Origin of the sequence: Leisingera sp. XS_AS12 (assembly GCF_041224635.1) — a bacterium.
GTDB lineage: Bacteria > Pseudomonadota > Alphaproteobacteria > Rhodobacterales > Rhodobacteraceae > Leisingera.
On the sequence record NZ_JBGFGM010000128.1, the window covers coordinates 158,240 to 183,899 of the forward strand.

At 65.9% G+C, this 25,660-nt stretch carries 24 protein-coding genes; 17 read left to right on the forward strand and 7 right to left on the reverse strand.

Annotation, left to right across the window (positions count from 1 at the left end):
• Window position 1: 1 nt before the first annotated feature.
• Entirely contained in the window at window positions 2–1,297 is a 1,296-nt protein-coding gene (locus AB9K35_RS22765) for a COG4223 family protein (RefSeq protein ID WP_369929688.1), read from the reverse strand.
• Between the two features lie 52 nt (window positions 1,298–1,349).
• Window positions 1,350–2,075 (reverse strand): uroporphyrinogen-III synthase, encoded by a 726-nt coding sequence (locus AB9K35_RS22770; protein ID WP_369929690.1) that lies wholly within the window; start codon window positions 2,073–2,075, stop codon window positions 1,350–1,352.
• A gap of 75 nt (window positions 2,076–2,150) precedes the next feature.
• On the opposite strand from AB9K35_RS22770, the gene tsaD reads away from it, so the two are divergent.
• The 5 genes from tsaD to AB9K35_RS22795 are packed head-to-tail and all read left to right on the forward strand — an operon-like array spanning window position 2,151 to window position 5,325.
• Window positions 2,151–3,248, forward strand: coding sequence for a tRNA (adenosine(37)-N6)-threonylcarbamoyltransferase complex transferase subunit TsaD (gene tsaD, locus AB9K35_RS22775; protein ID WP_369929692.1), 1,098 nt, complete (start codon window positions 2,151–2,153; stop codon window positions 3,246–3,248).
• A complete protein-coding gene (locus AB9K35_RS22780; protein WP_369929694.1) occupies window positions 3,245–4,207 on the forward strand; it encodes an NAD(P)H-dependent glycerol-3-phosphate dehydrogenase in 963 nt (320 codons plus the stop codon). Before tsaD ends, AB9K35_RS22780 begins: the two co-directional genes overlap by 4 nt.
• Window position 4,208: 1 nt before the next feature.
• Window positions 4,209–4,481, forward strand: a complete 273-nt coding sequence (locus tag AB9K35_RS22785; protein ID WP_369929696.1) for a YciI family protein — start codon at window positions 4,209–4,211, stop codon at window positions 4,479–4,481.
• Window positions 4,481–4,903, forward strand: a complete 423-nt coding sequence (locus AB9K35_RS22790; RefSeq protein ID WP_369929698.1) for an EVE domain-containing protein — start codon at window positions 4,481–4,483, stop codon at window positions 4,901–4,903. Before AB9K35_RS22785 ends, AB9K35_RS22790 begins: the two co-directional genes overlap by 1 nt.
• 47 nt (window positions 4,904–4,950) lie before the next feature.
• Entirely contained in the window at window positions 4,951–5,325 is a 375-nt protein-coding gene (locus AB9K35_RS22795) for a DUF1761 domain-containing protein (protein WP_369929700.1), read from the forward strand.
• A gap of 361 nt (window positions 5,326–5,686) precedes the next feature.
• Here AB9K35_RS22795 and ahcY read toward each other — a convergent pair whose 3' ends face one another.
• Window positions 5,687–7,075: an adenosylhomocysteinase gene (gene ahcY, locus AB9K35_RS22800; RefSeq protein ID WP_222454350.1), complete on the reverse strand. Its 1,389-nt coding sequence runs from the start codon at window positions 7,073–7,075 to the stop codon at window positions 5,687–5,689.
• Between the two features lie 197 nt (window positions 7,076–7,272).
• Entirely contained in the window at window positions 7,273–7,587 is a 315-nt protein-coding gene (locus AB9K35_RS22805; protein WP_369929702.1) for a hypothetical protein, read from the reverse strand.
• Window positions 7,588–7,825: 238 nt separating this feature from the next.
• Between AB9K35_RS22805 and AB9K35_RS22810 the strand changes: the two genes are divergently transcribed.
• Window positions 7,826–8,422, forward strand: coding sequence for an HD domain-containing protein (locus AB9K35_RS22810; protein WP_222454352.1), 597 nt, complete (start codon window positions 7,826–7,828; stop codon window positions 8,420–8,422).
• Between the two features lie 363 nt (window positions 8,423–8,785).
• Here AB9K35_RS22810 and AB9K35_RS22815 read toward each other — a convergent pair whose 3' ends face one another.
• Together AB9K35_RS22815 and AB9K35_RS22820 are read right to left on the reverse strand one after the other, a co-directional pair.
• Entirely contained in the window at window positions 8,786–9,340 is a 555-nt protein-coding gene (locus AB9K35_RS22815; RefSeq protein ID WP_222454353.1) for an ActR/PrrA/RegA family redox response regulator transcription factor, read from the reverse strand.
• Window positions 9,341–9,417: 77 nt separating this feature from the next.
• Window positions 9,418–10,038, reverse strand: a complete 621-nt coding sequence (locus AB9K35_RS22820) for an SCO family protein (RefSeq protein WP_222454354.1) — start codon at window positions 10,036–10,038, stop codon at window positions 9,418–9,420.
• Between the two features lie 116 nt (window positions 10,039–10,154).
• Here AB9K35_RS22820 and regB point away from each other — a divergent pair, with 116 nt between their 5' ends.
• The 8 genes from regB to trxA all read left to right on the forward strand — a co-directional run bounded on the left by regB (window position 10,155) and on the right by trxA (window position 22,042).
• On the forward strand, window positions 10,155–11,537 hold the full coding sequence (regB, locus tag AB9K35_RS22825; protein ID WP_222454355.1) for a sensor histidine kinase RegB: 1,383 nt from the start codon (window positions 10,155–10,157) through the stop codon (window positions 11,535–11,537).
• Between the two features lie 89 nt (window positions 11,538–11,626).
• A complete protein-coding gene (locus AB9K35_RS22830; protein ID WP_369929706.1) occupies window positions 11,627–13,174 on the forward strand; it encodes a PAS-domain containing protein in 1,548 nt (515 codons plus the stop codon).
• 48 nt (window positions 13,175–13,222) lie between these two features.
• Window positions 13,223–13,699: a tRNA (adenosine(37)-N6)-threonylcarbamoyltransferase complex ATPase subunit type 1 TsaE gene (gene tsaE, locus AB9K35_RS22835; RefSeq protein WP_369929708.1), complete on the forward strand. Its 477-nt coding sequence runs from the start codon at window positions 13,223–13,225 to the stop codon at window positions 13,697–13,699.
• On the forward strand, window positions 13,696–14,694 hold the full coding sequence (locus AB9K35_RS22840) for an aminoglycoside phosphotransferase family protein (protein WP_369929710.1): 999 nt from the start codon (window positions 13,696–13,698) through the stop codon (window positions 14,692–14,694). The genes tsaE and AB9K35_RS22840 overlap by 4 nt, the downstream gene beginning before the upstream one ends.
• Window positions 14,694–15,386: a nucleotidyltransferase family protein gene (locus AB9K35_RS22845; protein WP_369929712.1), complete on the forward strand. Its 693-nt coding sequence runs from the start codon at window positions 14,694–14,696 to the stop codon at window positions 15,384–15,386. Before AB9K35_RS22840 ends, AB9K35_RS22845 begins: the two co-directional genes overlap by 1 nt.
• Window positions 15,376–18,309, forward strand: a complete 2,934-nt coding sequence (gene addB / locus AB9K35_RS22850) for a double-strand break repair protein AddB (protein WP_369929714.1) — start codon at window positions 15,376–15,378, stop codon at window positions 18,307–18,309. Before AB9K35_RS22845 ends, addB begins: the two co-directional genes overlap by 11 nt.
• Entirely contained in the window at window positions 18,306–21,659 is a 3,354-nt protein-coding gene (addA, locus tag AB9K35_RS22855; protein WP_369929716.1) for a double-strand break repair helicase AddA, read from the forward strand. Before addB ends, addA begins: the two co-directional genes overlap by 4 nt.
• A 2-nt stretch (window positions 21,660–21,661) precedes the next feature.
• Entirely contained in the window at window positions 21,662–22,042 is a 381-nt protein-coding gene (trxA, locus tag AB9K35_RS22860; RefSeq protein ID WP_222454692.1) for a thioredoxin, read from the forward strand.
• Window positions 22,043–22,210: 168 nt separating this feature from the next.
• Here trxA and AB9K35_RS22865 read toward each other — a convergent pair whose 3' ends face one another.
• Complete coding sequence (locus AB9K35_RS22865; RefSeq protein WP_222454362.1) at window positions 22,211–22,402, reverse strand: DUF1127 domain-containing protein; 192 nt, start codon at window positions 22,400–22,402, stop codon at window positions 22,211–22,213.
• Between the two features lie 231 nt (window positions 22,403–22,633).
• Between AB9K35_RS22865 and hslV the strand changes: the two genes are divergently transcribed.
• Genes hslV through hslU form a run of 3 tightly spaced genes read left to right on the forward strand, consistent with a single transcriptional unit; the run spans window position 22,634 to window position 25,590 of the window.
• Window positions 22,634–23,197: an ATP-dependent protease subunit HslV gene (gene hslV / locus AB9K35_RS22870; protein ID WP_369929718.1), complete on the forward strand. Its 564-nt coding sequence runs from the start codon at window positions 22,634–22,636 to the stop codon at window positions 23,195–23,197.
• Between the two features lies 1 nt (window position 23,198).
• Window positions 23,199–24,269 carry a hypothetical protein gene (locus AB9K35_RS22875; RefSeq protein ID WP_369929720.1) on the forward strand — a complete coding sequence of 357 codons (1,071 nt, stop codon included), beginning with the start codon at window positions 23,199–23,201 and terminating at the stop codon, window positions 24,267–24,269.
• A 13-nt stretch (window positions 24,270–24,282) separates the two neighbouring features.
• Entirely contained in the window at window positions 24,283–25,590 is a 1,308-nt protein-coding gene (hslU, locus tag AB9K35_RS22880; protein ID WP_222454365.1) for an ATP-dependent protease ATPase subunit HslU, read from the forward strand.
• Window positions 25,591–25,660 lie beyond the last annotated feature (70 nt).

Below are 25,660 nucleotides of genomic sequence, written 5' to 3' on the forward strand. Positions count from 1 at the left end.
CTTATTTGGCTTGCAGGCTGCGGGCCAGTTCGGCTGCGGCATCCACAGCGGCAATGCGGGCCTTGGCGGAGGCTTCCCAGCCCGAGAGCGCCGCGCGGGCGGTCTCCGGCAACGCCGCCAGTTCATCCAAGGCTTGCTGCAACTGGCCCTTAGCCACCGCAGCTTCGGCACGGGACAGGACCGCATCCGGGTCGTCGCCTTCCTGCGGCGTGACCGAACGCGCCCCCAGATGCCGGTTCACGTAATCCATCAGGCTGCCGCCGCCCTTGGTTTCCTCGCGGGCGCGGGCCAGCGCATCGCGCGCCGCCGGAACAAACCCGCTGCCAAGCGCCGACAACGTGGCAACACCGCTGTCCGCCACGCCGGACAGGGCGTCCGGAACATCAACGCCCAGGGTTTCCAGCGCCTGCACCTGCTCGGCAAAGGCGGTGCCGCTGTCCAGGGCCGAGCGCAGGCGCGCCAGCTGGGTCTGGGCGCTGGCGATGCGAGCGGCTTCAGCGCTGGCGGCTTCCATTTCCTCGGCCTTGGCCAGCATGTCCTCGACTTCGGCGCGTTGCGCCGCAAGGCTCTGGCGCAGCTTGTCCAGCTCTGCCTCGAAGGCGGCGACCGTCTCCGGCGAGGCCGCATCCATCGCCGGGCGCGACTCAAGCCGCTCCAGCCGGGTGGCCAGATCGGCCACCGTGGCAGCCAGTTCCTCGACCGCACCGGCGTCCTGCCCGGCAGGCTGCGCCTCCTCAAGCGCGGTGACACGCTGCTCAAGCGGCGCAAGGTCGGGCTGGCTGGCCCCTTCGAGCCGTGCCTGCATCTCTGCGATCTGGGCCTGCAACGCCTGCTGGCTGTCGGCATAGGCTTGCGGATCAACCGAGGCCGGACGCTGCAACGACGGCGGCAACACGCTGTCGAGCACCCCGCCGTGACCGGCAACAAAGCCGATCACCGCCGCCACCGCACCGCCAAGCAGCGCGGCCCCGAAACCGCCGCGCTTTTCCACCGCCCGCTCTGCCGGGGCCTCCGTGGCAGAGACCACCTCGGGCGTCTCGGTCTCGGTCTCGGTCTCGGTCTCGGTCTCGGTCTCGGTCTCGGTCTCGGTCTCGGTCTCGGTCTCGGTCTCGGTCTCGGTCTCGGTCTCGGTCTCGGTCTCGGTCTCGGGAGAGACGGACTCCGGCTTGGTTTCCGGGTCAAGCACCTGTTTTTCGGTGGTCGCCTCGCCCAGCTGACCGGCAGCCGTGTCCGTACCCGGCTGGGCGTCGCCGCGGTCGGTCTCTGTCACCTCTTCCGGAGTTTTCTTGTCAGCCACGCCGGTCTCCCCACTCGATTCCTGAAATACGTTCCTGCGAATAGGCCGGACACTACTCCGCGCCTTCGCTCCCCTCAAGCCGCGACACTGCGTCTGCGGCATCACGCACCGCTTGTGTCATTGCTTTGCTATCTGCTGCTCCGCTTACGCGCAACGTCTTGAAGTTCAAGCACTCTAACGGTTCAGCCACCGCCTTGCTGAGCGCGACCAGGTGCAAATTGCCAGCATCTCCGCATTGGCTGGCAAAATGACGCGCCGTTCTGGGTGAAAAAAGCGGCACGATCACGCCGGTCGGCCCGGCGATCAGCCGTCTCGCAGCCTCGCTCAGCGGCAACAGGGCCTGATCGTAGACAACCTGCTCCTCACAAGGCAAGCCCGCGCCGCTCAACCGCTCGGCCACCGCGCCGCGGCCATGCGCCCCATGCAGATGCAACAGTGGCGCCGGGGGGGGCTGTGACAGCAGCGTGTCGATCAACTCCTCCGCGCAGGCACCGACACACTCCGCCTGCCACCCCGCCTGACGGGCGACCGCGGTGGTATGGGGGCCGACGCAAAACGCGGGCCGCCGCGCTGCGGTTTCACGTGAAGCGATGGCAACCGCATGGGCGGAGGTAAAGATCACCCCGCGAAAGGAGCTTACATCAAGAGATACAGTCCGGGGGCGGATCTCCATCAACGGGGCATGGGTCACCTGCAGCGCGGCCCGCAGGTCATCGGGCAATTCGGCCACAAACCGCCTTGCCGCCTCCATCGGACGTGTCATCAGCAATGGGACCATCGGCAAGGCTCCCGGGATTGTTTGCAGGCCGCTTAGGTGGTAGCCCCGGCGGCAATTCGATGCAACGGTAACACCATGACAAAGACCCTGACCATCCTGGGGCTGGAAAGCAGCTGCGACGACACCGCCGCCGCGGTCGTCCGGCAGGCCGAAGGCGCCCGGCCCGAGGTTCTGTCCTCGATCGTGTTCGGCCAAACCGAGCTGCACAGCGCCTTTGGCGGCGTGGTGCCGGAAATCGCCGCCCGCGCCCATGCTGAAAAGCTCGACATCTGCGTGCGCGATGCGCTGGCCGAGGCCGGCCTGACGCTGAAGGACATGGATGCGGTCGCCGTCACCGCCGGGCCGGGGCTGATCGGCGGCGTGATGTCGGGCGTGATGTGCGCCAAGGGCATCGCCGCCGCCACCGGGCTGCCGCTGGTCGGGGTCAACCACCTGGCGGGCCACGCGCTGACGCCGCGGCTGACCGATGGCATTGCCTATCCCTATCTGATGCTGCTGGTCTCTGGCGGGCACTGCCAGTACCTGCTGGTGCGCGGGCCTGAGGATTTCACCCGTCTGGGCGGCACCATCGACGATGCGCCGGGTGAGGCGTTTGACAAGACCGCGCGCCTGCTGGGCCTGCCGCAGCCGGGCGGCCCTGCGGTGCAGGCCGAGGCGGAAGGCGGCGATCCCAAACGCTTCCGCTTTCCGCGCCCGCTGCTGGACCGGCCCGATTGCAACCTGTCGTTCTCGGGCCTCAAGACCGCGCTGATGCGGATGCGCGACCAGGTCGCGGCAGAAAAGGGCGGGCTGACGCGGCAGGACCGCGCCGATCTTTGCGCCGGGTTCCAGGCGGCGGTGGTGGACACGCTGGCAGAGAAAACCCGCCGCGCGATCCGCCTGTACATGGACGAGAACCCGGCCCAGCCCACGGTCGCCGTGGCCGGCGGCGTGGCGGCAAATACCGCCATTCGCGCCGCGTTAGAGACTGTTTGCGCCGAGGCTGGAGCCGCCTTCACCGCACCACCGCTGCGACTGTGCACGGATAATGCGGCGATGATCGCCTATGCCGGGATGGAACGCTTCCGGGCGGGCGCGCGCGACGGGCTGGACCTGACGGCACGGCCGCGCTGGCCGCTGGACACGGCAAGCCCGGCGCTGATCGGATCGGGCCGCAAGGGAGCAAAGGCATGACTGTTTCGGTTCTGGGCTCGGGGGCCTTCGGCACCGCGCTGGCGATCTCTTTGGCCGGAAACGGGCCGGTCACCCTGTGGGCGCGCAACGCCGGGGCCGCTGCAGAAATGCAACGCGACCGCTGCAACACGGCCCGGCTGCCGGGGGTCACCCTGCCCGAGGCGCTGACCATCACCGCTGATCTGGAGGCCGCGGCGGCCGCCGACGTGCTGCTGCTGGCGGTGCCGATGCAAAAGCTGCGCGGCGCGCTGATTGACCACCACAGCCTGCTGGCGGGCAAGACGCTGGTTGCCTGCTGCAAGGGGATCGAGCTGAACACCGGATTGGGCCCGATCGCTGTGATGCGCGATGTGCTGCCGGACGCCGCCCCAGCGCTGCTGACCGGGCCGAGCTTTGCCGCCGACATCGCCCGTGGCTTGCCGACCGCGCTGACGCTGGCCTGCGCAGATGCCGACCGTGGCCGCGACTTGCAGCAGAAGCTGACCACCGCGAACCTGCGGCTCTACCGCACCACCGACACCATCGGCGCCGAGCTGGGCGGCGCGCTGAAGAACGTGATGGCCATCGCCTGCGGGGCCGTCATCGGGGCCGGCCTCGGCGACAGCGCCCGCGCCGCGCTGATGACCCGCGGCTATGCCGAGATGCAGCGCATGGCGCTGGCCTGCGGCGCGCGGCCCGAGACGCTGGCCGGGCTGTCGGGCTTTGGCGACCTGACGCTGACCTGCAGCTCGGAGCTGTCGCGCAACTACCGGCTGGGCCTGTCGATCGGGCGCGGCGAGAGCTTTGATGCCTCTCTCACGGTGGAAGGCGCGGCCACAGCCCGCGCCGTGGCGGCGCAGACCGAGAAGCTGAACCTGGAGATGCCGATCACCCGGACGGTAACCAATTTGTTGGATCAGGAGTTGACGATCGAGGAGGCAGCGGCCCATTTACTTAAAAGACCGCTAAAAGAGGAATAAAATGCTCATCGCCTTGATCGCCCGTGACAAACCCGGCCATTTGCAGACCCGTCTGGACAACCGCGAGGCCCATCTGGCCTATATCAAGGACACCGGCGTGGTCGCCCAGGCTGGCCCGCTGCTGGATCAGGATGGCAATATGGCCGGCTCTCTGGTTATTCTGGACGTCGAGGACATGGCGGCAGGCCAGGCCTGGGCCGACAATGATCCCTACAACAAGGCAGGCCTGTTCGAGGCTGTCGAATTGATCACCTGGAAAAAGGTCATCGGCTGATGCGCTACTGGCTGTTCAAATCCGAACCCTCCACCTGGAGCTGGCAGGACCAGCAGGCCAAGGGTGACGCGGGAGAGGAATGGGACGGCGTGCGCAACTACCAGGCGCGCAACTTCATGCGCGAGATGAAACTGGGCGACCGCGGGTTCTTCTATCATTCGCAGAAGGAAAAATCCGTGGTCGGCATCGTCGAGGTCTGCGCCGAGGCGCATCCCGACAGCACCACCGAGGACGACCGCTGGGAGTGCGTCGACATCAAGGCGGTGCGCAGCTTTGCCAAGCCTGTCAGCCTGGACCAGATCAAGATGGATCCGCGGCTGGAGGAGATGGTTCTGGTCAAGAACTCCCGCCTGTCGGTGCAGCCGGTCACCGAGGCCGAATGGCAGGCCATCTGCGCGCTGGGGCAGACAGATCCGGATTGATCTGGCACTCTACTCCGCAAGTGGCTGAAACCATTGGGGAGTACGACATGGAATTTCTAAGTGTGATTGTCGCGACAGCGGTGTCCTTTGGCATCGGGGCCGGCTACTACGGCGCGCTGGCCAAGCCCTGGATCGCGGCCTCCGGCGTGGAATGCGACGCGGACGGGCAGCCCAAGGGCAGCCAGAATCCGATGACATACGCGCTGGCCTTTGTATTGCAGCTGATCGTGGTGGGCATGATGCGCCATGTCTTCACCCTGTCGGGCATCGACACATTGGGCGCCGGGCTGGTGAGCGGTCTGGGAATCGGCCTGTTCTTCATCACCCCGTGGATCGCGCTGAACAACCTTTATGGCGGCCGTCCCGTGATGCTGACGGTGATCGACGGCGGCTATGCCACGCTGGCCTGTGCGGCGGCGTGATTGGTGCTGACCCTGTTCTGAGAGCGCTGCGATTGCCGTCGCAAACGACCGCGCCGCAAGCCAACGACTGAAACTGAAAAAGGGAAGACCCTGCGGACAGACAGGACCTTCCCTTTCCACCCCGCGTGCCCATATCCACCACACGCGTCTGAAAATCTGGTTCCTGGCCGTCCTGGCCGGTTCCTAAGTGATACCCCATCTGCCCGCGATTCCGCAAAGCAATAACCCCGACAATGCGAGACAAATGGTGCAGGCCCGACGGCACCCTGGGACAATCCGGCTGCGCCATCGATCGGCCCCTGAACGAAAAAGGCGCCGCCGGATTGCTCCGGCGACGCCTTTTTTGTGCGGGTAGGACCCGTCAGTAACGGTAGTGTTCCGGCTTGAACGGGCCTTCGGGCTTGACGCCGATATAAGCGGCCTGCTCGGGGGTCAGCTCGGTCAGCTTGACGCCGATGCGGCCCAGGTGCAGACGGGCGACCTTCTCGTCCAGATGCTTGGGCAGGATGTAGACGTCATTTTCGTACTTGTCGCCGCGGGTCCACAGCTCGATCTGGGCCAGCACCTGGTTGGTGAAGCTGGCCGACATCACGAAGGACGGGTGGCCGGTGGCGTTGCCAAGGTTCAGCAGGCGGCCCTCAGAGAGCAGGATGATGCGGTTGCCCGAGGGCATCTCGATCATGTCGACCTGGTCCTTGATGTTGGTCCACTTGTGGTTCCGCAGCGCTGCGACCTGGATCTCGTTGTCGAAGTGGCCGATGTTGCCGACGATCGCCATGTCCTTCATCTCGCGCATATGCTCGATGCGGATCACGTCCTTGTTGCCGGTGGTGGTGATGAAGATGTCGGCGGAGGAGACGACGTCTTCCAGCAGCACCACCTCGAAGCCATCCATCGCGGCCTGCAGGGCGCAGATCGGGTCGGCTTCGGTCACTTTCACGCGCGCGCCGGCGCCGCGCAGCGAGGCGGCAGAGCCCTTGCCCACATCGCCATAGCCGCAGACCACGGCGACCTTGCCGGCCATCATGGTGTCGGTGGCGCGGCGGATGCCGTCGACCAGCGATTCCTTGCAGCCGTATTTGTTGTCGAACTTCGACTTGGTGACCGAGTCGTTGACGTTGATCGCCGGGAACGGCAGCTGGCCGTTCTTCTGCAGATCATACAGGCGGTGAACGCCGGTGGTGGTTTCCTCGGAGACGCCCAGGATCGCGTCGCGGGTCTTGGTGAACCAGCCCGGCGACTCCTTCATGCGTTTCTGGATCTGCGCCTTGATGACGGTTTCTTCTTCGGACTGCGGCACCGGAATGATCTCTTCGCCGGCCTCGGCGCGCGCGCCCAGCAGCACGTACAGGGTGGCGTCGCCACCGTCGTCCAGGATCAGGTTCGGACCTTCCGGGAACATGAAGGATTTGTCGAGGTAATCCCAATGTTCTTCAAGGCTTTGCCCCTTGACGGCAAAGACCGGAATGCCTGCTTCGGCGATGGCGGCGGCGGCGTGGTCCTGGGTCGAGAAGATGTTGCAGGACGCCCAGCGCACGTCTGCGCCCAACGCCACCAACGTTTCAATCAACACCGCGGTCTGGATGGTCATGTGAAGCGAGCCGACGATGCGCGCGCCCTTCAGCGGCTTGCTGTCGCCGTATTCTTCGCGCAGGGCCATCAGCCCCGGCATTTCGGTTTCGGCGATGTCCAGCTCCTTGCGGCCATAGGCTGCCAGCGAGATGTCCTTGACGATATAATCCCCGGCCATAGTTTGCTCCATTCCGGTTACGAGTTCACTTGCAGCAGGGCGTAGCACCGCAGGTGTTTATATTCAACGAAGATACCCGCAACCGGGACACGGCGGCCCGGCATCCAACCTGGACAGGATGTTCAGAAAGTCGCGAAGATACGCCGCGGTGGCAAAATCACCGAGGCAAACTGGCCGCGCCAGAGGGGCGCAAGACGTCAGCTGGGGGTTCCCGGATCGGCTTCGGAGTCCGGAATATGGAAGAACGAGGAGCCGGTCGCCACGACGCAGCTGATCCCATTCGGATGCGTGACCAGAACGGTAAAGGTACCGGTTTCATCGGATGACCAGACCTCGATCACGGTGGCCTGGGGCCGGGTTGTCTGCAATCCGCCGGCGGTCAGCCGCTCGGAATATCCCGATTGCAGTTTTTCCGTCATGGCGGTGCGGTCGCCACAGCTGGCTGCCAGGGCAGGCGGTGCGGTCGCAGCCATACCGAACAACAGTGATACCCCTAATATGCGCTTGAACATGGCAATCTCCTTTCCTGTGCATGCCACGTGAGGAAAAGGGGTTGCCGCGAAAGGGGGCGCGGAGCCCCTTCATACCAATGATATTGGGTCGAACAGCGCCGGTTTCAAACTCACGCGGTATAAACACCGCGTATGGTGGCCTGCGGTTTCGGTCCGTCCCGCGCGCGACAGGACCATTGCCCGCACCCCGATCAGCGGGTAGGCACGGCCTTATGTCACAGTGATCAGGATGAAATTCATGCCCGCAAAACCTGCCCGCGCCTGGCAGCGGATGCTGTCCGGCCGCCGCCTGGACCTGCTGGATCCGACCCCGATGGATATCGAGATCGAGGACATCGCCCACGGGCTGGCCTTTGTGGCGCGCTGGAACGGGCAGACGCGGGGCGATTTCGCCTATTCGGTGGCAGAGCATTCATTGCTGGTCGAGGAGATCTTTACCCGGATGCAGCCCAAGGCGCCGGTGAAATGGCGGCTGGCGGCGCTGCTGCATGACGCGCCGGAATATGTGATCGGCGACATGATCTCTCCGGTCAAAGCCGCCGTCGGCCCCGGCTATGGTGAGCTGGACCAGCGGCTGACGGCCGCGATCCACATCCGCTTTGGCCTGCCCGCAGCGCTACCCAAGACCGTGAAGGCGCAGATCAAGCGCGCCGACAAGGTCAGCGCCTGGATGGAAGCGGTGCAGATCGCCGGATTTTCAGAAGCCGAAGCGACCAAGTTCTTTGGCCGCCCGAACGCGGAGATCACCGGCAGCCTGGACATTCACCTGCGCCCGCCGGTCGAAGTGCGGCAGGATTTCGTGGCGCGGCATCACCAGCTGATCGCACAGATGTAACAGCGCGGTCCGCCCAAGGCCTCTGCCCGGTCGGTCAACGCGTCTTTCAGTACTGCTGTATGCTGCCGGGTCCCTGCCGGATGTGAAGCAAGGCAAGAATGGCGGCGCCGCCACGGGGCGGAGGTGGACGGGCGTATCCGCCCGCGTGCTAAACGTTGTCTCTGCACGGCCCGCACCTGCGGATCCGTTTCCAAGAAAGACCGGGAGTGTCAGGCCCGGCGTTGACCGCGATCAAGCCCGACCATGACAGACATCGAAGAATACCGCGTAAAGGCAGCGTGCGCCGGCCGCGCAACACCTGCCCGCAGGCCGACAGGCGCGGTTCGGGCGCCTGCCGCAAAGGCGGACAGCAGAGGTTCGGGATCAGCGCGGGCTGCGCTTAGCCAGGATCCGCTGCAGGGTGCGACGGTGCATGTTCAGGCGCCGCGCGGTCTCTGACACATTGCGATCGCAGAGCTCGTAGATGCGCTGGATGTGCTCCCAGCGCACGCGGTCGGCGCTCATCGGGTTTTCCGGCGGCGGCGGCAGCTCGTCGGTGCTGGCCAGGAGCGCGTTCATGATGTCGGTGGCATCGGCCGGTTTCGACAGGTAGTCGGTGGCGCCGATCTTGACCGCGGCAACCGCGGTGGCAATGGCGCCGTAGCCAGTCAGCACCACCACGCGGCTGTCTGGGCGTTTTTCGCGCAGCACCTCGACCACGTCGAGGCCGTTGCCGTCTTCCAGCCGCAGGTCGACCACTGCGTAGGCCGGCGGGCGGGCGGTGGCGATGGCGCTGCCGCCGGCAACCGAACCTGCGGTCTCCACCTCAAATCCGCGCTTCTCCATGGCCTTGGCCAGACGCCGCAGGAACGGCTCGTCGTCATCGACCAGCAGCAGCGATTTGTCCGGCCCGATCTCCTGCAGAGCAGTTTCCGTCATGCCCGGTCCTCCGCGTAGGTTTCAAAGTCTCGCCAGAGTATGTCCGGGCGAGGGAAAAGGTCAAACAGCTATCCGCCTCAGCTGTTTTCGATGAAGCAGGCGGTTTTGTCGGCCAGCTGCTCGGGGGTTTCGTCCCGGCGGAAGAACTCGACGAAGCCCTGCTCGGGCAGCACCAGGTAGGAGAAGGTGGAGTGATCGACCAGGTAGTAGTCGTCATCGCCCTCGTTCTTGCGGTAGTAGGTTTTGTAGGCCTGGCTGGCGGCCTTGACCTGCGCCTCCGACCCGGTCAGGCCGATCATCTTTTCATGCAGATTTTCGGCATATTCTCCAACGACTTCGGGCGTATCGCGGGCCGGATCGACCGAGATGAATACCGGCGTCACGCTGTAGCCGCGCTCGGCCAGCACATCGATCGCTTCGGCGTTGCGGGCCGCGTCCATCGGGCAGACGTCGGGGCAGAAGGTGTAGCCGAAATAGACGATCGACGGCTCGGTGATCACATCCTTGTCGGTGACCGTTTCGCCCTTGGCATTGACCAGTTCGAAGGGGCCGCCAATGGTGTCGCCGCCCGCCGCGATCTGGCTGCTGCGACATTGTGCCAACCCGTCGCCGCTGTCCTCGGTGCGGGTCAGGAACCACCCGGCGCCCAGCAGGGAGGCAACGCAAACAGCGGCAAGAATTGCATAAAGACGGGTCATGTGGTCACACCTATGGTCAGGCAAGGGTTGTTGATCGTTGTCGGCGGCAGACCTATCAAGAAATGCGGCCGATGCAACTGCTGCACGGCGTCACATCTACGGGAGCACCCAGGCCGATGATCAACCGCCTATTCCGGCTGACAAGCGGGCAGGAACACAGCAACTGGATCCGCCTGCGCACGTTGATCCTGCTGCGCTGGGTCGCCATCACCGGCCAGCTGGCGGCGATTGCCGTTGCCCAGTACCACTTTCAACTGCAGCTGCCGCTGCTGCTGTGCTACCTGGCGATCGGCGTCTCTGCGGTCGGCAACCTGGTGGCCATCTTCGCGTTTCCGGAAAACAAGCGCCTGACGGAGTTCGAGAACTTCCTGATGGTGCTGTTCGATCTCCTCCAGCTGGCCTTCCTGCTGTATCTGACCGGCGGCTTGAACAACCCCTTCGCGCTGCTGGTGCTGGGGCCGGTGACGATCTCGGCGGCGGTGATGGCGCTGCGCTCGACCCTCATCATCGGTGCCACCGCGATCATCCTCGTGACGCTGATGGCCGAATTCCACCTGCCGCTGCGCACCGAGGTCGGGTTCGTCCTGCGGGTGCCGGATGTTTTCATCTTCGGCAACTGGATCGCCATCGTCATCGCCATCCTGTTCATCGGCGCCTATTCGTTCCGGGTCAGCAACGAGATGCGGCTGATGTCCGACGCGCTGAGCGCAACCCAGCTGGCGCTGTCGCGCGAACAGAAACTGACCGATCTGGGGGGCGTCGTGGCCGCCGCCGCGCATGAACTGGGCACGCCACTGGCCACCATCAAGCTGACCAGCGCCGAGCTGATCGAGGAGCTGGACGACCGCCCCGACCTGCGCGAGGATGCCGCGCTGATCCGTGCGCAGGCCGACCGCTGCCGCGACATCCTGCGCAGCATGGGTCGCGCCGGCAATGACGATCTGCACCTGCGCCAGGCACCGTTCTCGGCCCTGGTGAACGAGGCCGCCGAGCCGCATATGCACCGCGGCAAGGCAGTGCTCTATGACGAAGCACCGCTGGAAGGCGGGGACTTTCAGCAGCCGACGGTGCTGCGCAAGCCGGAGATCATCCACGGGTTGCGCAACCTGGTGCAGAACGCGGTGGATTTCTCGCAGTCCACGGTCTGGATCACCGCGGCCTGGGATGATGACACCATCGTGCTGCGCATCAGCGACGACGGCAAAGGCTTTCCGCCGCAGCTCCTGGGGCGGATCGGCGATCCTTTCGTGCGGCGGCGCAAGGGCGAAAGCGAACACCATCAACGCCCCGAATACGAAGGCATGGGCCTGGGTCTGTTCATCGCCAAGACGCTGCTGGAACGCACCGGCGCACGGCTGCGATTCGCCAATGGCCGCGAGGCCGACCACGCCACCGACCGCCGCGGCGCGGTGGTCACCGTCACCTGGCCGCGCAAGGAAATCGACGCGATGGAGGATGGCGGCCCTGTCATTGGGAAAAATTTACCTTTAGAAATTTAACTATTCACTTTTAGGCAACCAATTAAACATGAATTAACCTTTATTAGCGCACCATACCGGTAAACGAGATCTGAACTGGGCAGGACAAGATGCAGAATTTCGCTTCGATCGAATGGTTTGGACTGGTGGCCCTCTGTGCGGCAACGGCAGCGGCTGCGGTGTGGTGGTTGTCGCCCAATCCTCGCCGCCGCGGTATGGAGCATGATCTGCTGGTCGGCGACAGCCGCAGCGATGCGGTTTTCCTGTTTGATGACAACAGCCTGATCGGCTGGTCCTCGGGCGCCCGCAAGTTCATCGGCGACCAGGCGGAGAACTTTGACTGGAGCATGTTGCGCGATCAACTGTCCCGCAGCTATCCCGGCCTGCCACAGTCACCCGGTTTCCTGCGGGATGTCGGCCCCCTGGTGTTGTCCGGCACCGCCTCGGCCGAAAACCGCGAGGCCCATTGCGAATGGATCGACGGCGTCACCCGCGTCCAGCTGCGCCGCAGCGACCTGGAAGACAAGAACAAGACGCTGGACCAAGAGCTGACCACCCTGCGTGCCGCCGTGCATCAGGCGCCCTACCCGGTCTGGCTGCAGTCCGAGGAAGGCAACGTCACCTGGTCGAACCTCGCCTATGATGACCTGAGCCAGAAGATCCGCGGCCGCGATGCCGATTTTGCCCAGCCGCTGTTTACCGACCTCGAGGATCCGATGACCAGCGGCAAGCCGGAGCGGATCAGCATCCCGCTGCCCGATAGCCAGAAGAAACTGTGGTACAACGTTTCGACCACCGAAACCGAGGCCGGCTGGCTGTGCCACGCGGTCGACGTGAACGCGGTGGTCGATGCCGAGGTGGCGCAGCGCAACTTCGTGCAGACCCTGGCCAAGACCTTTGCCCAGCTGTCGATCGGCCTCGCGATCTTTGACCGCAACCGTCAGCTGGTGCTGTTCAACCCGGTGTTGATCGACCTGACCGCGCTGCCGGCCAACTTCCTGTCCTCTCGGCCCAACCTGCTGACCTTCTTTGACCGCCTGCGCGATCAGCGGATGATGCCGGAGCCCAAGAGCTATTCCAGCTGGCGCCACCAGATGGCGGATCTGCTGGAGGCCGCCGCAGAAGGTCGTTACCAGGAAACCTGGTCGCTGCCGTCGGGCTCCGTCTACAAGGTGTCGGGCCGTCCGCATCCCGATGGCGCCGTCGCCTTCCTGTTCGAGGACATCACCGCCGAAGTGACCCTGACGCGCCAGTTCCGCTCCGAGCTGGAGGTGGGCCAGTCGATCATGGACCAGATGGAGGAGGCGATCGCGGTGTTCTCCTCCGATGGCACCATGAGCTTTTCCAACAGCGCCTATCGCGAACTGTGGCGGATGGACCCGGATGCAACCTTTGCCAAGGTGTCGATCATGGATGCCAGCCGCATCTGGCAGGACACCAGCACCCCGACCCCGGTCTGGGGCGAGATTCGCGACTTCGTGGCCGGCTGCGAGGCCCGCGATGCCTGGTGGTCCCGCGTGCAACTGCGCGACGGCACCAAGCTGATCTGCAAGGTCTCGGCGATCCAGAACGGGGCCACCATGGTCAGCTTCCGCACCCCGGAAACCAATGTGCTGCCGACGGATCAGGAACGCTTCCCCGCCATCAGCCAGGGCTAGGGTCGAAACCCGCTTGCAGCAGCTTCGCGGCAACGCCATTGTACCGCAATGACGAGACATACCGCGGCCTGCAGGCTGAATTCACCCGAAGAAACGGCCGATCTGGCCGCCTCGATCGCCGGAGCCCTGCGCCCCGGCGATTGCCTGTTGCTGGAGGGCGTGATCGGCGCCGGCAAGACCCATTTCTGCCGCCACCTGATCCAGTCGCTGATGGACGTGCCCGAGGATGTGCCCTCGCCCACCTTCACGCTGGTGCAGACCTATGACGTGCCCGCGGGCGAATTGTGGCACAGCGATCTTTACCGGCTGTCATCGCTGGACGAGCTGGAAGAGCTGGGCCTGACCGAGGCCTTCGAGAACGCGATCTGCCTGGTGGAATGGCCTGATCGGCTGGCCGAGCTGACCCCCGCCCATGCCCTGCATCTGACCCTGTCGCTGGTCCCCGGCGCGGACGATCAGCGGGATATCCAGTTCGCGTGGAGCGACCCCAAGTGGCAGCCGCTGATCGAAAGGATCACCGCATGAGCCCGCGCGAGACCCTGTGCCGCCAGTTCCTGGCGCAGACCCCCTATGCCGACTGGCAGCGCGGCGCACTGGCCGGCGATGCCTCCAATCGCCGCTATGAGCGGCTGCGCAGTGCCGAGGGGCGCAGCGTGGTGCTGATGGATGCACCGCCCGAAAAAGGCGAGAGCATTGCCGCCTTTGTCCGCATTGCCAGACACTTGCGCGAACAGGGCCTCAGCGCGCCAGAGATTCTGGCGCAGGATGAGGTCAACGGGTTCCTGCTGCTGGAGGATCTGGGGGACGATCTGTTCGCGCGCGTCGTGCGCCGCCAGCCGGAGCTGGAACAGACCCTCTATGCCGCGGCGACGGATGCGCTGGTGGCGCTGCACGCAGCCCCCCTGCCCAAGCTGGAGCCCTATGGCCCGCGGGTGTTGGCGGAACTGGCCGGGCTGGTCCTGCCCGCGTACCGCGACGCCATCCTTGGCGCGCCCGATGCCCGCCTGCAGGCCCGATTCACCGACCAACTGGAAGACATCCTGCGCGACACGCTGCATGGCGATGCGGTGCTGGTGCAGCGCGATTTTCACGCCGAGAACCTGCTGTGGCTGCCGGACCGCGCGGGCGTGGCCCGTGTCGGCATGCTGGATTTCCAGGACGCCCGCGCCGGCCACCGCGCCTTTGACCTGATGTCGCTGCTGCAGGACGCCCGCCGCGACGTGCCCGCCGCCATCGAGATGCAGATGATCGACCGCTACATCGCCGCCACCGGCGTCGACGGCTCCGGTTTCCGCACCGCCTATGCGGTGCTGGGCGTGCTGCGCGCCCTGCGCATCCTCGGGGTGTTTGCCCGGCTCAGCCGCGAATACGGCAAGCCGCAATACCTCGGCTATATGCCGCGGGTCTGGGACCACCTGATGCGCGGGCTGGAGCATCCGGCGATGGCGCCGACGGCAGAAATGCTGCGCAGCGCCCTGCCCGCCCCGACGCCCGAAAACCTCGAAAGGCTGAAGCCCTGATGCCCTGCACGCCTGACGCCGTGATGCTGTTTGCCGCCGGGTTCGGCACCCGCATGCGGGAGCTGACACGCGACCGCCCCAAGCCGATGATTGAAGTGGCGGGCATGCCGCTGATCGGCCATGCGCTGGCGCTGGCCGAGGAGCTGCGCCCGCAGCGCATTGTTGCGAATCTGCATTACATGCCAGAGCCGTTGCGCGCCTATCTGGAGCCGCGGAGCGTGCAGATCAGCCATGAGGCGGAGGAGATCCTCGACACCGGCGGCGGGCTGCGCGCGGCGCTGCCGCTGCTGGGGAATGGGCCGGTCTTCACCATGAACACCGACGCGATCTGGAAGGGGCCGAACCCCTTGCAGCTGGCGCGTGACGCCTGGGACCCGGTGCGGATGGATGCGCTTTTGGTCTGCGTGCCGCTGGCGCGCGCGGTTGGGCGCAAGGGCGGCGGCGATTTCTCCGCCGACCGCGAGGGGCGCATCAGCCGCGGCGGCGATCTGGTCTATGGCGGCGTGCAGATCCTGAAAACCGATGCGCTGCACGCGGTCGCGGAGCGTGTTTTCTCGCTGAATGTCCTGTGGAACCGGATGGCCGAGAACAACCGCCTGTTTGCGCTGGAATATCCCGGCCGCTGGTGCGATGTGGGCCACCCCGAAGGGATCACCCTGGCCGAGGATCTGATTGCTGCCGATGATGTTTGACCCGACCCCAAAACCACGTGTCTTTGCCGTGCCCTGCGGCGTCGATTTCCCCCGTGCGCTGGTCACCGGCCTGTGTCGGCGCAGCGAGGGCCAGCCGCCCGAGGCGCTGGCGCGAGCGGAGCTGATCGTCAACACCGCCCGCATGGCGCGGCGGGTGCGGATGCTGTTCGACCAGGGGCCACCGCGGCTGCTGCCGCGGATGCTGATGCTGACCGACCTTGCCCAGCGCGCCACGCTGGACGGGCTGCCGCCGCCGCTGCCGCCCCTGCGCCGTCGGCTGGAGCTGTCGCAGCTGATCGCGAAACTGCTCGACGCGCAGCCCGACCTTGCGGCGCGCGCCTCGCTTTACGATCTGTCCGACAGCCTGGCGGCGCTGATCGACGAGATGCAGGGCGAGGGCGTCAGCACCGATACGATCCGGCAGCTGGATGTCTCTGACATGTCCGGCCACTGGGCCCGCGCCCAGACCTTCATCGGCATCGCGGATGAGTTCACCGGCCTGCATGACGGCGCCATGGACGCGCAGGCTCGGCAGCGGCAGGTGGTTCTGAACCTGATCGACCAATGGCAGGAAAACCCGCCGCAGCACCCCATCATCCTCGCCGGCTCCACCGGCTCGCGCGGCACCACGCTGATGCTGATGGAGGCGATTGCCCGGCTGCCGCAGGGCGCAGTGATCCTGCCCGGGTTCGACTTTGACCAGCCCGATCATGTCTGGGCCGGGCTGGATGATCCGATGATCTCCGAAGACCACCCGCAGTACCGGTTCCACAAGCTGATGAAGGATCTGGAGCTTGCGCCAGGTGATGTACAGCGCTGGACCGATTGCGAGCCCGCCTCGCCACCGCGCAACCGGCTCCTGTCGCTGGCGCTGCGCCCTGCCCCGGTGACCGACGCCTGGATGAGCGAAGGGCCGCAGCTGACCGGCCTTGATGCTGCCACCCGGGACGTCACCCTGGTCGAGGCGCCCAGCCCGCGCGCCGAGGCGCTGGCGATCGCGCTACGGCTGCGCAAGGCGGCGGAGGACGGCCAGACCGCGGCGCTGATCACCCCCGACCGGATGCTGACCCGGCAGGTCGCGGCGGCGCTGGACCGTTGGGACATCCTGCCCGATGATTCCGCCGGCCAGCCGTTGCAGCTGTCGCCGCCGGGCCGGTTCCTGCGCCATGTGGCGGGGCTGTTCTGCAAGCCGCTGGCCAGTGACGCGCTGCTGACGCTGCTGAAGCACCCGCTGACCCATGACGGGGCCGCCCGCGGCGACCACCTGCGCCAGACCCGCGAGCTGGAACTGCACCTGCGCCGCAACGGCCCGCCCTTCCCGGACGCTGCAACCTTTGCCAAATTCGGCGAAGGCCGCAGCGTGACACCCGGCTGGACAGACTGGCTGGCGGACTGCTTTGCCGGCCAGCACCAACCCGGCGAGCAGCCGCTGAGCGTTTGGGTTGCCCGCCTGCGCGCGCTGGCGGAACGGCTCGCCGCCGGCAGCCAGGCCGCGGGTTCGGGCACGCTATGGGACAAGAAGGCAGGTCAGAAAGCCTTGGCCTGCATCGAAAATTTGCAGGCTGAGGCGGAATACGGCGGCGCCATGACCGCACGCGACTTTGCCGATCTGCTGGGCGCGCTGCTGAGCCAGGGAGAGGTGCGCGACCGCGATGCGCCATATGGCTCGATCATGATCTGGGGCACGCTGGAGGCCCGCGTCCAGGGGGCCGATCTGGTGATACTCGGCGGGTTGAACGAGGGCAGCTGGCCCGAGGCCGCCGCCCCCGACCCCTGGCTGAACCGGCAGCTGCGCAACCAGGCGGGGCTGCTGCTGCCCGAGCGCCGCATCGGCCTGTCGGCGCATGACTTCCAGCAGGCCATTGCCGCGCCCGAGGTCTGGCTGACCCGCGCGGAACGCAGCGAGGAGGCCGACACGGTGCCGTCGCGCTGGCTCAACCGGATGACCAACCTGCTGTCCGGCCTGCCGGACCAGGGTGGCCCCGAGGCGCTGGCGCAGATGCGTGCGCGCGGGGCGCAATGGCTGGGCTGGGCCGAGGCGCTGGAGGCCGCGACACCGATCCCGCAGGCGCCGCGCCCCTCGCCGCGCCCGCCGGTTGCGGCGCGGCCGCGGCGGCTGACGATCACCGAGATTCCGCGGCTGATCCGCGACCCTTACGCGATCTATGCCAAACACGTGCTGCGACTGAAACCGCTGAACCCGCTGGTGCAGGAACCGGACGCGCTGCTGCGCGGCATCGTCGTGCACGAGGTATTCGAGAAGTTCATCCGCGACAGTCTGGAGGCGCCCGAAACACTGACGCCCGAAGCCCTGACCGCCGCCTCCCGCGAATTGCTGGAGGAACATGTGCCCTGGCCTGTGGCGCGCATCCTGTGGCAGGCCCGCATTCGCCGGATCGCCGCCGATTTCGTGCTGGCCGAACGCGAACGCCAGTCCCGCGCACGGCCTGTCGCCTTTGAGGCCGAGGGCAGCGCCCGGCTGGATCCCTTGGATTTCACCATCGCCTGCCGCGCCGACCGCATCGACATGGACGACCGCGGCTTTCTGCACCTTTACGACTACAAGACCGGCGCGCCGCCTTCGGAAGCACAGCAGAAGAAGTTCGAAAAGCAGCTGCTGATCGAGGCCGCGATGGCCGAGGAGGGCGCCTTTGCCGACATCGGTCCCGCCGAGGTCGCCCGCGCGCTGTTCATCGGATTGGGCAGCAAGCTGAGCGAGGTGCGCGCGCCGCTGGAGGACGAGCCGCCGGCCAAGATCTGGGACGATCTGCGTACCCTGATCAGTGCCTATTTCGAGCCTGAACAAGGCTATTCGAGCCGCCGCATGGTGCATAAGGACGACTTTGCCGGCGACTACGACCACCTGGCCCGCTACGGCGAATGGGACCGCAGCGCCACACCACAGCCGGAGGATCTGGCATGATGACCCGCAACAAGGCGTCCGAGGCGCAGTTCCGCGCCGCGCGTCCCGATGCCTCGACCTGGCTGGCGGCCAATGCAGGCTCGGGCAAGACCAAGGTGCTGACCGACCGGGTGGCGCGGCTGTTGCTGAAGGGCGTGCAGCCGCAGCATATCCTGTGCCTGACGTACACCAAGGCCGCCGCCAGCGAGATGCAGAACCGGCTGTTCAAGCGGCTGGGCGAATGGGCGATGCTGGACGATGCGGCGCTGATCGCCGCCCTCACCGATCTGGGCGAGGTCAGCACCGGGCCGGCGGAACTGGCCCAGGCGCGCACGCTGTTTGCCCGCGCAATTGAAACCCCGGGCGGGCTGAAGATCCAGACCATCCACTCCTTCTGCGCCTCCTTGTTGCGCCGCTTTCCGCTGGAGGCCGGCGTCAGCCCGCAGTTTGCCGAGATGGACGACCGCGCAGGCCAGCTGCTGCGCGCCGAGATCATGGAGGATTTTGCCGAAGGGCCGCAGGCGGAGCTGTTGGATGCGTTGACCCGCCATGTCAGCGACAGCGATTTCGAGACGCTGACCGCCGCCGTCTGCCAGCGCCGCGCCGATTTTGCCGAACCGGTGGACAGGAACGGGCTGCTGGAGCTGTTCGGCCTGCCCGAGGGCTTTGACGAGGCGGCGCTGGAGGCGCTGGTGTTCTTGGGGGGCGAGGCGGAGCTGCTGCAAGCCACCCGCACCATGTTGGCCGAAGGCGGCACCACCGACCAGCGCGCAGCCGACAAGCTGGCCGGCATCAGCGAACCGACACTGGCGGATTTACCCGTGTTAGAGAGTGTTTTTCTGACTGGCGCCGGCGCCAAGGAGCCGTTCACCGCCAAGATCGGCAAGTTCCCGACCAAGAAACTGCGCGAAGCCAATGTGGCGCTGATGGACCGGCTGGAGCCGCTGATGCGCCGCGTCGAGGACGCCCGCGCGCGGCGGCTGGCGCTGACGGCGGTGCGCAAGAGCCACGATCTGCACCGGTTCGCCGCCGCCTTTTTGCCGGAGTACGAGCGCCGCAAGCAGCTGCGCGGCTGGCTCGACTTTGACGATCTGATCCTGAAGGCGCGGCAATTGCTGAACGACCCCGGCGTCGCCGCCTGGGTGTTGTACCGGTTGGACGGCGGCATCGACCACATCCTGGTGGACGAGGCGCAGGACACCAGCCCGGTGCAATGGGACGTGATCGAGAAGCTGGCGCAGGAATTCACCGCCGGCGAGGGCGCGCGCTCGGACGTGGAGCGCACGATTTTCGTGGTCGGCGACAAGAAGCAGTCGATCTATTCCTTCCAGGGGGCCGACCCGGATGCCTTTGACCGAATGCAGAAGGAATTCGGACGGCGGCTGGCGGAAACCGGGGCCGGGTTGCAGGATGCCTCGCTGGACTTCTCGTTCCGCTCTTCCGCCGCGATCCTGAAACTGGTGGACCTGGTGTTCCGCGACAGCGCCCGCGCCGGCTTTCGCCCGGATGCGCTGCACCATGCCTTCAAATCCGACCTGCCGGGCCGCGTTGACCTGTGGCCGGTGGTCGAGAAGGTCGAGGACGACGAGGATCCCGACTGGACCAGCCCGGTCGACCGTCCCAGCAGCCGCCATCACACCGTGATCCTGGCGGAGCGCATCGCGCAGTCGATCAAGCAGATGATCGCGGACGGCGTCACCATTCCCGAAGATGGCGACAGCCCCGGCAGCTTTTGTCGGCGACCAGTGCAGGCGGGCGACTTCCTGATCCTGGTGCAGCGGCGCTCGGATTTGTTCTCGGAAATCATCCGCGCCTGCAAGAATGCCGAGCTGCCCATCGCCGGCGCCGACCGGCTGAAGGTCGGGGCGGAGCTGGCGGTGAAGGACATCGCGGCGCTGCTGCGCTTTCTGGCACTGCCCGAAGACTCTCTGTCGCTGGCTGAGGCACTGAAATCGCCGCTGTTCGGCTGGAGCGAGCAGGCGCTGTTCGACCTCGCCCACCGGCGGGAGGACAGGTACCTGTGGCCGGCCCTGCGCGCCCGCGCGGCGGAGTTTCCCGAAACCATGGCGGTGCTGAACGACCTGCGCGCCAATGCCGATTTCCTGCGTCCCTTCGACCTGATCGAACGCATTCTGACCCGACACGGCGGGCGGCAGAAACTGCTGGGGCGGCTGGGGACCGAAGCCGAGGACGGCATCAACGCGTTGCTGTCGCAGGCGCTGGCCTATGAGCGCACCGATGTGCCCAGCCTGACCGGGTTCCTCGTGTGGATGCAGACCGATGATCTGGAGATCAAGCGGCAGATGGGCGCGGCCGGCAACATGATCCGGGTGATGTCGGTGCATGGCTCCAAGGGGCTGGAGGCGCCGATCGTGATCCTGCCGGATACCGGCAAGCGGCGCGCGCCAAGCGATGCCGAAATCATGCTGGCCGAGGGCACACCGGTCTGGCGGCTGCCGAAGGAGCAGATGCCGACCGCCATGCAGGAGGCGCGCGAGGCGGCGCAGGAGAAGCTGCAGAACGAACGCCTGCGGCTGCTGTATGTGGCTCTGACAAGGGCGGAAAAGTGGCTGATCGTGGCTGCGGCCGGCGATGTCGGCGAGGCCGGGGACAGCTGGTACCGCATGGTGGAAACCGCCATGAAGGACGGAGGTGCGGTCGAATGCGATCTGGGTGGGCAGACCGGTCTGCGGCTGCATCACGGCGACTGGGACGGGTTACCGTTGGTGGTACCGCCGACTGCCGAGACCGTTACCCATAGCCTGCCGGAGCTGTTCCGCAAACCGGCCGCGCCCTACGTGGCGTCGGCGGCCGCGATCAGCCCGTCTGATCTGGGCGGCGCCAAGGCGCTGCCCGGCGAACAAGGCCTGGACGAGGACGCCGCCAAATCCCGCGGCAGCCGCCTGCATCTGCTGCTGGAGCACCTGCCTGGCCAGCCGAACGAGAGCTGGCCGCAGCTGGCGCAGAACCTGTTGCAGGATGCAGCCGACAGCGCCGAGCTGCTCGCCGAGGCGCAGGCGGTACTGAACCAGCCCGCGCTGACGCCCGTTTTTGCCGCCGAGGCCCTGGCCGAGGTGCCGCTGAGCGCGGATCTGGACGGGGTGCGAATACATGGGGTGATCGACCGCCTGATCGTCGGCCCGGACCGGGTGCTGGCGGTGGACTTCAAATCCAATGCCACCGTGCCGGCCTCACCGCAGCAGTGTCCCGAAGGGTTGTTGCGCCAGATGGGCGCCTATGCCCATGCGCTGGCGCAGATCTATCCGGAGCGGGCGATCGAAACCGCAATCTTGTGGACCCGGACGGCGCAGCTGATGCCACTGCCGCACGAGCTCGTGATTGCGGCCTTGCGACGCTACGCGGAACCTTGACGATCCGTAAAGCCGTACCTAGGTTCCAACTCCAGTTGCCACACACTCATGGAGACATGCATATGTCCACCGTAGCCGTCACCGACGCCACCTTTGACGCTGAAGTCAAGAACTCCGATATCCCCGTCGTGGTGGATTTCTGGGCCGAATGGTGCGGCCCTTGTAAGCAGATCGGCCCCGCTCTCGAAGAGCTGGCCGCGGAATTCGACGGCAAGGTCAAGATTGCCAAGGTCGATGTCGACAACAACCCCAACGCCGCTGCGGCCATGGGCGTGCGCGGCATCCCGGCGCTGTTCATCTTCAAGGATGGTCAGGTCGTCTCGAACCGCGCGGGCGCTGCACCCAAGGCCGCCCTGCAGAGCTGGATCGAAGAATCCATCTGATCCGGCACCGAAACCGGACCATCAAAGGGCTGTCCCGCGCGGGCAGCCCTTTTTATTTGCGACTTTATTTGCCGCCGACTGCGGCCAGCGAACAAAATCCGGGCTGCAGACATGAAAAAAGCCGCCCATGCGGGGCGGCTCTTGATACAGGCGCGAGCAGGTGACTGCTTACAGCGCCGCAATGTCCGAACGGGTCAGACCAATGTCGTCCAGCTGTGCATCGGACAGCTGCGACAGCAGCTTGCGGGTCCGGCGGCTTTCGTTCCACTCGATCAGGTTGCTCTTGGCATTCAAGATGGCATCAACCACGCGGAGAACGGTGACTGCTCCGAGCGGCGCGTAGATGTTCGCGGTCGTCATTTGCGCATATCCTTCAAAGAAACAGCCGACCCTGTGCCGGTTGTGAGGCTGATTTAGGACCTGCGGCCGAGTCCCACAATTGCTGGATTCTCAGCCCCGCTCTGCGTTCGCTGCATGGCAGCAACGGTCGCCACCCGGCAGCGGCCTGCCGGCCGTCACCGGCCACGGCTGGGGTTCACTTGTACCGGCGCGGGGTTACGGCCATATAAGGGGCAACAAACGGAGACATTCATGGCAGACGATCAATTTCCCGGCTGGCACGGCACCACCATCATCGGTGTCAAGAAAGATGGCCAGGTGGTCATTGCCGGCGACGGTCAGGTGTCGCTGGGACAAACAGTCATCAAGGGCACGGCGCGCAAGGTACGCCGCCTGTCGCCGGGCGGCTTTGACGTGGTGGCGGGCTTTGCCGGCTCCACCGCCGATGCCTTTACCCTGCTGGAACGGCTGGAAGCCAAGCTGGAGGCAACCCCCGGCCAGCTGGCCCGCGCCAGCGTCGAGCTGGCCAAGGACTGGCGCACCGACAAGTACCTGCAGAAACTGGAGGCGATGCTGATCGTCACCGACGGCAGCGACATGTTCGTCATCACCGGCGCCGGCGACGTGCTGGAACCGGAACATGACGTGGCCGCCATCGGCTCGGGCGGCAATTTCGCGCTGGCAGCGGCGCGCGGCATGATGGACAGCGACAAATCGGCCGAAACCGTCGCCCGCGAGGCGATGGCGATTGCCGCCGATATCTGTGTCTACACCAATGGCAACCTGACCGTGGAAACCATCGGCGGGGACCGCTGAGGTGACCCAGCTGGACCAGAACGACCTGCGCGCCGCCGTCGGCTCGGGCCTGTTGACCGAGGCTCAGGCGGCGACGCTGATGGCGCTGGCCCACAGCCGCCGCGGCGCGCGCGAAAATCTGGCGCCGGGCGACGAACCTTTTGAGCTGTTCAAGGGGTTCAACGAGATCTTCATCGTCATTGGCCTGCTGATCCTGGCCTCGGGCTGGGCCGGCGTGACCGCGGTGGATCTCGCCGGCTCGGTCGGTGGCTACCAGGCCAAGGCGGTCTATTCCGCCGCCCTCGGCGCGGCGGTGCTATGGGGGCTGGCGGAATACTTCATCCGCCGCCGCCGCATGATCGCGCCGGCGATTGCCCTGTCGCTGATGTGGGCCGCCAATGCCGGCATTGGCCTGACCGCGCAGTTTGCCGAACCCTTCATGATTGCGCAGAACGATTTCACCAGCCTGCCGCTGCCCTTCGCGCTGGCGACGGCGGCGGTGGCGCTGTTCTGGCTGCGTTTCCGGGTGCCCTTCGCCATGGCGCTGATCGCCATGGGCGTCTTTGGCCTCGCGCTGCTGATGGGCGCGATCCGGGCCGGCACCCCGGCCAGCCTCGGCGATCTGTTCCTGCTGTCCGCCAGCGGCCCCTTTGCCTGGATCACCCTGGCGGTGGGGCTTGCGGTCTTTGCCATGGCGATGGTCTTTGATCTCAGCGATCCGCATCGCGTCACCCGGCGCTCTGCCCAGGGGTTCTGGCTGCATGTGGTTGCCGCGCCCGCACTGGTCAACACCATCGCGCTGAGCCTGCTGGCAAAGGGCACCGAGAGCGCCAATCTGCTGCTGCTGGGCGTGTTGCTGTTCTTTGCGCTGGTCGCCATCGTGATCGACCGGCGGTCGTTCCTGATCGCCGCGATCGGCTACAGCGTGACGCTGGCCGGCACCGTGTTCAGCAGCGACGGCGCTGCGATGACCATCCTGGTGCTGGGCCTTGTTCTTGTCATCCTGGGCGCCTTCTGGAGCCGCATCCGCGCCGCGCTGCTTGCGCCCCTCTCCAACGTGCTGCCGCTAGACCGGCTGCCCCCCTCTCATTGAAGCGAAGATACCCATGACCGATCTGACACCCCGCGAAATCGTCTCGGAGCTGGACCGTTTCATCATCGGCCAGAAAGAAGCCAAGCGCGCCGTTGCGGTCGCCCTGCGCAGCCGCTGGCGGCGCAAGCTGTTGGATGATGACCTGCGCGACGAGGTTTACCCGAAGAACATCCTGATGATCGGCCCCACCGGCGTCGGCAAGACCGAGATCAGCCGCCGCCTGGCCAAGCTGGCCCGTGCCCCCTTCATCAAGGTCGAGGCCACCAAGTTCACCGAGGTCGGCTATGTCGGCCGCGATGTGGAGCAGATCATCCGTGACCTGGTCGACAACGCCATCGCCCAGACCCGCGAATACATGCGCGAGGAGGTCAAGGCCAATGCCCACAAGGCGGCCGAGGACCGGGTGCTGGAGGCGATCGCCGGCAGTGACGCGCGCGAAGCCACCCGCGAGATGTTCCGCAAGAAGCTGAAATCGGGCGAGCTGGACGACACGGTGATCGAACTGGACGTCGCCGATACCTCCAACCCGATGGGGATGTTCGAAATCCCCGGCCAGCCGGGCGGCAACATGGGCATGCTGAACTTGGGCGACCTGTTCGGCAAGGCCATGGGCGGGCGCACCACGCGCAAGAAGCTGACCGTCGCCGAAAGCTATGAAATCCTGATCAGCGAGGAAGCCGACAAGCTCCTCGATGACGAAACCGTCACCCGCACCGCGGTGGAATCGGTGGAGCAGAACGGCATCGTCTTCCTTGACGAGATCGACAAGGTCTGCGTGCGCCAGGAAACCCGCGGCGGCGACGTCAGCCGCGAGGGCGTGCAGCGCGATCTGCTGCCGCTGATCGAAGGCACCACCGTCAGCACCAAGCACGGACCGGTGAAGACCGACCACATTTTGTTCATCGCCTCCGGCGCATTTCACATCGCCAAGCCGTCGGACCTGCTGCCGGAATTGCAGGGTCGGCTGCCGATCCGCGTCAACCTGCGCGCCCTGACCGAAGAAGACTTCGTACGCATCCTGACGGAAACCGACAACGCGCTGACCCGCCAGTACACGGCGCTGATGGAGACCGAGGAGGTCACCGTGACCTTCACCGAAGACGGCATTGCAGCGCTGGCGCGCATCGCGGCCGAAGTGAACCAGACGGTCGAGAACATCGGCGCGCGGCGTCTCTACACGGTGATGGAACGGGTGTTCGAGGAACTGTCCTTTACCGCGCCGGATCGAGGCGGTGAAACCGTGACCGTGGACGCCGCCTTCGTGATGAAAAACCTGGGTGAGCTGGGACGCTCGGCTGATGTCAGCCGCTACGTTCTGTAAGGGCGCGGTTTCACATTCATACGCTTTGACATTGGCGGCAGGTGCAGTAGCCTGCCGCCAATTTATTGAG